Source organism: Brevundimonas vesicularis, assembly GCF_900445985.1.
GTDB classification, from domain to species: domain Bacteria; phylum Pseudomonadota; class Alphaproteobacteria; order Caulobacterales; family Caulobacteraceae; genus Brevundimonas; species Brevundimonas vesicularis_D.
The window spans coordinates 1-4,132 of the sequence record NZ_UAQP01000020.1 but is presented as its reverse complement, the minus strand read 5'-3'; the positions used below and the strand labels follow the sequence as shown (position 1 = coordinate 4,132).

5 protein-coding genes are annotated in these 4,132 nt (G+C 47.4%); all 5 read left to right on the top strand.

Annotated features, from left to right (window positions below):
- A partial coding sequence (gene ccoN / locus DT343_RS18355; protein WP_112863900.1) for a cytochrome-c oxidase, cbb3-type subunit I occupies positions 1 to 1,349 on the top strand: 1,349 nt, incomplete at its 5' end.
- Between the two features lie 20 nt (positions 1,350 to 1,369).
- Positions 1,370 to 2,047, top strand: coding sequence for a cytochrome-c oxidase, cbb3-type subunit II (ccoO, locus tag DT343_RS18350; protein ID WP_112863899.1), 678 nt, complete (start codon positions 1,370 to 1,372; stop codon positions 2,045 to 2,047).
- 2 nt (positions 2,048 to 2,049) lie between these two features.
- Positions 2,050 to 2,238, top strand: a complete 189-nt coding sequence (locus DT343_RS18345; RefSeq protein ID WP_112863897.1) for a cbb3-type cytochrome c oxidase subunit 3 — start codon at positions 2,050 to 2,052, stop codon at positions 2,236 to 2,238.
- On the top strand, positions 2,235 to 3,173 hold the full coding sequence (ccoP, locus tag DT343_RS18340; protein WP_112863896.1) for a cytochrome-c oxidase, cbb3-type subunit III: 939 nt from the start codon (positions 2,235 to 2,237) through the stop codon (positions 3,171 to 3,173). Before DT343_RS18345 ends, ccoP begins: the two co-directional genes overlap by 4 nt.
- 124 nt (positions 3,174 to 3,297) lie before the next feature.
- Positions 3,298 to 4,132, top strand: an 835-nt coding sequence (gene ccoG / locus DT343_RS18335) for a cytochrome c oxidase accessory protein CcoG (protein ID WP_112863901.1), incomplete at its 3' end; no start/stop codon positions are given.

Here is a 4,132-nt window from a genome sequence, read left to right as displayed (position 1 = left end):
TGCTCGTCGGGGTAATCATCGCTTATCAGCTTTATAATCCACATTTTCTTGAAAATATTCCTTGGTTGCACTTTGGACGTTTACGCCCTGTGCATACCAGCGGCGTAATTTTTGCTTTCGGCGGCAATGCCCTATTTGCTACTTCTTATTACATTGTGCAACGCACTTGCGGCGTACGCCTGTGGTCGGACAAATTGGCGGCCTTTACCTTCTGGGGCTTCCAATTGGTCTTGCTCTTGGCGGTATTGAGCTATATCTTCGGCTACAGCCAAGGCAAAGAATATGCCGAGCTGCCCTGGGTGCTGGACATTCTGCTGGCGGTGGTCTGGGTGGTCTATGGTGCGGTCTTCTTCATCACCATCGGCAAGCGCAAGGAAAAGCATATTTATGTGGGCCTGTGGTTCTACGGCGCCTATATCATCGCCGTGGCGATTCTGCATATCTTCAACAACCTGGCCCTGCCTATCGATTTGTTCCACTCCTATCCTTTCTACTCCGGCGCGGTGGATGCCATGGCGCAGTGGTGGTACGGTCATAATGCGGTAGGCTTCTTCTTAACCGCAGCTTTCTTAGGCATGATGTATTATTTTGTTCCTAAGCAAGCCGGTCGCCCGATTTTCTCTTACCGTCTTTCTATCATGCATTTCTGGTCGCTGATTTCCATCTACATGTGGGCAGGTCCGCACCATTTGCATTACACCGCTTTGCCTGATTGGACGCAATCATTAGGTATGGTGTTTTCAGTAATTCTGTGGGTGCCTTCATGGGGCGGTATGATCAACGGCATGATGACGCTGTCAGGTGCTTGGGATAAATTGATTACCGACCCGATTATCCGCTTTCTGTTCTTAGCACTGTCTTTCTACGGCATGAGTACTTTCGAAGGACCGATGATGGCAGTGAAAACCGTTAATGCCTTATCGCACTATACCGAATGGACAGTTGCTCACGTGCACTCCGGCGCTTTGGGCTGGGTAGCGATGATTACCATGGGTTCTCTATACCATATGCTGCCGCGTTTGTACGGTAAAACCGAGATGTATTCGACTAAACTTATTTTCGTTCACTTCTGGTTGGCAACCATCGGTATCTTGCTTTACACCACATCTATGTGGGTGGCGGGCATCATGGAAGGCTTGTTGTGGCGCGAAACTTTCCCGGATGGCACCTTAACCTACTCATTCCTTGAAATCGTAGATAAGAAGTACATCTATTGGTTTGTACGCCTGATCGGCGGTGTGGTATTCCTCACGGGCATGTGCTTAATGGCTTATAACTGCTTGATGACCTTGCCGCGCAAAGACGAAGCCAAGCGCAGCGCGCAAGCGGTTAATCCGCAAACAGCATAAGCCGACAAGGAGAATAAAAAATGAAATTCAGTCATGAGAAAATTGAAAAAAGCATTGTATTGCTCGGCGTACTCTCTACCTTAACGGTCATTTGGGGCGGACTGGTGCATATCGTTCCTTTACTTAACGATAAATCGGTGCGTCCTGATACCGAGAATACCTTTGTTAAACCTTACGATCCTCTGCGTTTGGCGGGTTTTAACATTTATGTACGCGAAGGCTGCTATAACTGCCATTCGCAAATGATTCGCCCCTTCCGTTGGGAGACCGAGCGTTACGGACATTATTCTTTGGCGGAAGAATCCGCTTATGATCGTCCCTTCCAATGGGGTTCAAAACGTACAGGTCCTGATTTGGCGCGTGTGGGCGGCAAATATTCGGATGAATGGCATATGCTGCATTTGATTGATCCCCGCAGCCGTGTGCCGCAGTCGAATATGCCTTCTTTCCCTTGGTTGGCAGATACTGAGGCGAATGTGGATTTAACGCAAAAAAGCATTAAAACCAAAATCAAATTGGGCGAACCTTATACGGCGCAAAACTTCCCTGAGCAAGCCGGTGGGGCAACAGGCAATACTTTGTTGACCAATGAGCAGATTGATGCCTGGGTAGTGGAGTCTTTGCAAGGCAAAACCGAGCTCGATGCGATGGTGGCTTATTTGCAGGGATTGGGACGTGCCTTTAAGGAAAAACGTTAATTATGGACATGTGGAGTTTTATTACTGTGGTGGTGTTTACGGCATTTATCGGTATTAGCCTGCTGACGATGCTGCCTACTTCGGATAATAAAAAACCCTATCAGGATGCCGAAAAACTGGCGCTCAAAGATGATGATTCAGAACTCATTACGCCGCGGCATCCGACATCAGACAAGAGGACAAAATCATGACAGTTGCGCTCTTTATTGGCATCGTAACGATTATACATATCGTGGGTTATGCCGTTTTTGTATATTGGACAACGCGCCTATCACCGGAAGATGTGCCTGACGGTGAGATTATTGACCATACTTGGGACGGCGATTTAAGAGAGGTGAATAACCTTTCGCCGCGTTGGATTGTAGTATTGTTCTACGCCATGATTCTTTTTGGCGCAGTGTATTTATTAGCTTATCCGGGCGTATTCGGTGATAAATTCCAAGGCTTTTTAGGTTGGTCGCAAATCGGGCAATATGAGCAGGAAAAAGCCGAAGATGACTCACGCTCGGAAACCTATTTCAGAGTATATGCGGATAAAAGCGTAGAAGAACTGGCTAAAATGCCGGCGGCGGTGGCTTCTGGTCAGCGGATTTTCTTAAATAACTGTGCGGTTTGCCACGGACAAAATGCCAAAGGTGCTGCATTAGGCTATCCCGATTTAACCGACGACGATTGGATTTGGGGCGGTGATGAGGCGGCTTTGATTGCCACCATTACCCATGGCCGCAACACAATTCCCGGACAAGGCATGCCGGCAGGTGGCGCATTGATTGATGTGAATAATCCGCAGCCGGATGACGAGCATAAATTAGATGCGGTGGCGCATTACGTTCGTCAATTGGGCGGTCATGATGTTGATGCGACTTTGGCGGCAGAAGGTAAAATCTTATACGAGCAATCCTGTATTGCCTGCCATGGTGCTGACGGCACAGGAAACACTTTGCTTGGCGGACCGAACTTAGCCGATGATATTTGGCTTTACAGCGTGGACGGCAATATCGAAGATATTAAGGCGCAAATTGTTAATCCTGTGAATAATGTGATGCCGGCTTGGCAGGAATGGTTAAACGAAGGTCGCATTAAAGTAGTTGCTGCTTACGTTTACTCATTAAGCAATAAAGAGTAAGATGCCTAGATAATTTATAGGCACAAGCCCGACATTGTGTCGGGCTTTTTTCATAAGCGGCACAAAACGCAGCGAGTTTATTCTATAACATCAATTTCGCCGCTTGTTAAAGCATGAGGTAAACATGGCAAGTCAAACGCTTTACGAAAAACACGTCAAAATAAGACCGCGTCCTGTGCGCGGACGCTTTCAAAATCTGCGCATCACATCCTTATTAGTCTTACTCGGCATTTTTCACATTCTGCCTTTATTCCAATGGAATGGACGGCAGGCGATTTTATTTGATTTGAGCGAGCGGCGTTTTTTTGTATTCGGACTAAATATCTGGCCGCAAGATTTTATTTTATTGGCTTTTGTCTTATTAGGCTTGGCGCTGATTTTATTTTTTGCCACCTCTTTATTGGGGCGCGTATGGTGCGGCTATGCCTGTCCGCACACGGTTTATAATGAAGTCTTTATGTGGCTGGAGCAGAAATTTGAAGGCAACCGTTCCGAGCAATTGAAATTGGCACGCCAACCCTGGACGAGTAAGGAAAAATGGCTTAAACGCGGCGGTAAATATCTTTCTTGGTTCGCGGTAGTGGTTTGCACAGGCATTGGTTTTGTAGGCTATTTCACGCCGATTCGCGAATTAGTCGTGGATTTCTTCACGCTTAAAGCAGCGCCGACACATTATTTTTGGATTGCCTTTTACGGCGGCTTTACTTGGCTGCAAGCCGGCATTGTGCGCGAGCAATTCTGCAAATATATGTGTCCTTATGCGCGTTTTCAGGGCGCGATGTTTGACCGCGATACTTTGATTATCGCCTATGATGAAAATCGCGGCGAGCCGCGCCGGCGTTTGAAAAAAGCCGATCGCGAGAATCCCGAACATCTCGGTTTCTGCGTCGATTGCACCATGTGCGTGCAGGTCTGCCCCACAGGGATTGATATTCGCGAAGGATTGCAATTGGAATGTA

What these genes read in the sequence shown, in the direction of transcription:
- ccoO (WP_112863899.1), top strand. Translation starts at nt 1,370, where the DNA reads ATGAAATTCAGTCATGAGAAAATTGAAAAAAGCATTGTATTGCTCGGC.
- DT343_RS18345 (WP_112863897.1), top strand. Translation starts at nt 2,050, where the DNA reads ATGGACATGTGGAGTTTTATTACTGTGGTGGTGTTTACGGCATTTATC.
- ccoP (WP_112863896.1), top strand. Translation starts at nt 2,235, where the DNA reads ATGACAGTTGCGCTCTTTATTGGCATCGTAACGATTATACATATCGTG.